This window comes from Bacillus sp. 05T31, from assembly GCF_056396725.1.
This window is the reverse complement of the sequence record NZ_JBFTMA010000556.1, coordinates 1-3,036: the sequence shown is the minus strand read 5'-3', so window position 1 is coordinate 3,036 and position 3,036 is coordinate 1. Positions and strand designations below refer to the sequence as shown.

Annotated in this window: 3 protein-coding genes and 1 pseudogene; all 4 read left to right on the top strand. The window is 31.2% G+C overall.

Going from position 1 to position 3,036, the window contains the following annotated elements:
- Positions 1 to 403 (top strand): annotated as a pseudogene (locus AC1DJR_RS24080) (DUF1453 domain-containing protein); the annotation flags it as partial.
- Positions 404 to 482: 79 nt separating this feature from the next.
- Entirely contained in the window at positions 483 to 989 is a 507-nt protein-coding gene (locus tag AC1DJR_RS24075) for a DUF3189 family protein (protein ID WP_477003679.1), read from the top strand.
- 190 nt (positions 990 to 1,179) lie between these two features.
- On the top strand, positions 1,180 to 1,986 hold the full coding sequence (locus AC1DJR_RS24070) for a DegV family protein (protein WP_002141971.1): 807 nt from the start codon (positions 1,180 to 1,182) through the stop codon (positions 1,984 to 1,986).
- 152 nt (positions 1,987 to 2,138) lie between these two features.
- Positions 2,139 to 3,036, top strand: an 898-nt coding sequence (locus AC1DJR_RS24065) for a MerR family transcriptional regulator (protein ID WP_477003678.1), incomplete at its 3' end; no start/stop codon positions are given.

Genomic DNA, 3,036 nt, shown 5'->3' with positions numbered 1-3,036 from the left:
CAAAGTGAATATTAATCGTATTTGACTCATTCCGGCTTTGCTGTGCTTTGTAACAATCCAGTCCATTATTCATATGGGACAAATAAATATATTGCACGTACTACTATTCGTTGCAATGCTCGGAATGGGATTGGGTCTAGGAGTTATTAGGGGAAAAGCTTTAACATTTCGATTAGATAGTGAAACAGGTCATGTATTACGAAAAGGAAATTGGTTAAGTACAATTATTCTCCTTGTTATTTTAGGTGCGAAAATCGTGATTAAGCAAAGTATGTTTCCTGGCAGTACTCACCACACATTAATGGTTGTAACGAATGCCTTTTTATGTATCACATTAGGTACCGTAATTAGTAGACGCTATTATATTTGGAAAAAATATAATGAATTAACACAAAAAGCGTAAATACATTCGTCCCTTGTTTAACAACGCTGTGAACGGTAATACTAAATAATATTGAACTTTTACAAYAAGGGATGATAWTATGATWTTYATYTACACAGATTTCGGTGGAACGCATWCAACYKCRCTMGCTGCAGCTTATCATTTAAATAAATTACCAACAGATCGTAAGTTAACGAAAGAAGAAATWTTAAATGTAGATTACTTTAATAAATTGAAAACAGAGGATATGGGAAAGATTATTTTTCATGGACAAGATGAATATGGGAATCCTGTATATACAATTGGRTGCGGGGCATCMAAAGTCGTTGTACCTGCGATGAAGCATTTAGGAGAGATTCTGCAAAAACATTATCAMAGCCATGAMAAGATTATTTTYTCTAATACATCACCAACAGTTCCWTTACCAATGACTTTCGGYGGTCTGTTTTCTAGAAGGTTCCACATCGACTTTATCGGCGTACCRTTACTCGTATGGGGAGCAAAAMTTAGCTGTGATAACATACAAAGGCTTGTTAATTATACGAAAGAAGCTGGSCGAWTGACGAATGATTATGTTGTWATTTTAGATAACGAAACATTTAAGTAATGTTAAAAAAAGACCGCAAAATTTCGCGGTCTTCTTTTTTTGACAAATAGACAAAAAATATTCACATTTATTATACATCTTCTATAGCTAAAATATTAAAGTCCTGTTACTATTACAGGGGATATTCTCTTTTCGTAAGATAAATATATAGAAAAGTCAGAAAAGAGGAACAGAATAAGGGAGGAACAACATGAAGCGTGTTGCTTGGTTTACTGATAGTACAACTGCGAGTTTTACAACAGATGGTGATAACTTTGTTATCCCAATTGAAGTTATTATTGATGGAGTGTCTTATAAGGATTGTGAAGAAGGAGTTCATAAACGTCTTTATGAAGCGTTAAATGATGGAAGAACAGTTACTACTTCGCAACCTAACATAGGGGAAATGGTAGAATTATTTACTAAATGCAAAGAAGAATATGAAGAAGGCTTTGCAGTTGCTATTAGCGGAAAAGTAAGTGGGACCTATCAAAATATGAAGCTAGCTGCTGATATGGCAGGTTTCCCTTTAACTGTATTAGATAGTGAAACGACAAGTTATCCAATGGATGAACTTTTGAGAAAAGCTAAAACGTTATACAATGATGGTATGACTTTACAAGATATACATAAAACATTAGTAGATGAAAAAAGAAGGCCTTTTTATGTATTTCCAAAAAGCTTAAAAGGTTTATATGCAAGTGGTCGAGTAAAGGGAGTTCAATTTTTACTTGGAAGTTTATTAAGTGTCAACTTAATCTTAGAAGTAAAAGGCGGAGAACTTTTACTTGAAAAGAAAGTGCGTAAAATCCAAAAATGTAGAGAATACATTAAAAATGAGCTTGAAAAAGAATTACCAAAAGTACTTCATATGTTCTATGCTAACGATAAAGATGGAGCTGAAGAATGGATTTTAGATATTAAACAAGCATTCCCTGAAATGGATTTCAAGCTTTATCCATTGCCGATTTCATTTGCTGTTCATGCAGGTGAAGGAACAATAGCAATTAGTTATTAAGAGGAAAACCCGTGAATAATTCGCGGGTTTTTTTATTATATAAAAGCTTCATTACATCATTCCCGTATCACAAATAATAATGTATAGATAAAAGGATTTTCTACTAAAAAAAAGAAGTATGTATAAACAAATATTATAATGGTAGTGATATTATGAAAATCGGAAAGTTTGGAGAAAAAAATAATATAAGTATAGATACAATTAGACATTATATGGATCTCGGACTAATTATTCCTGAAAAGAAGGGTAGCCATTATTTTTTTGATGAGTATTGTCAAAAAGATATAGAGCTTATATTAGAGTACAAATGGCTAGGWTTTAGTTTGAATGAAATTAAAGAACTTTTTCTTTATMAAARTTTAGCRAAATCTATRAATTAYGAAAAAGATACTYTTTACCAATCTTTATTTAAATYGAAATAYGAAATGWTTGAACAAGAAATAAAAATTTTAGAGGAGAGAAGGGATAAATTAAAAGAAGTGTTAAATGATTTATCGCTAACAAATGAAACTCCGAATTCTATTATTGGGATAGATTTAAGCATACTTCATTTACTTACATGTTCTAAGTGTAGCAAAAACCTAATTCTTCAAAATGGAATTATTAATTGCAATCAAATTACAGAGGGAAAGTTAATTTGTAACTGTGGGGAAGAATACATTATTACTTCAGGTATTCTAACAGCTGGTAATTTATTTAAAGCATATGAGCGAACTTCACTTGAAAGTTCTATTTCAGATTATATTCATGAAACTGATACTGCATATTTGGAAAATATGCATAGAGAAGGAGAATGGGCAAAAAAGAAACTAATGCAATTAGATTTAAATAACAAAATACTACTTGATATAGGATCGGGTCTTGGGTTCTTTTTGCGAAATATTTATGAAGAACTACCAGAAAATTGCCTATATATTGCTGTTGATCGAGATTTGAATAAACTACTATTTTTAAAAGATGTATTAGAAAGAAGAAATCCGAAAAGAAACATTCTCTTTATCTGTGCTGATTTTTTAAGTATACCTATTCAGAATCAGTCTGTGGATATTG

Excerpts from the sequence above, each read along its gene's own strand:
- AC1DJR_RS24070 (WP_002141971.1), top strand. The coding sequence starts at position 1,180 with ATGAAGCGTGTTGCTTGGTTTACTGATAGTACAACTGCGAGTTTTACA.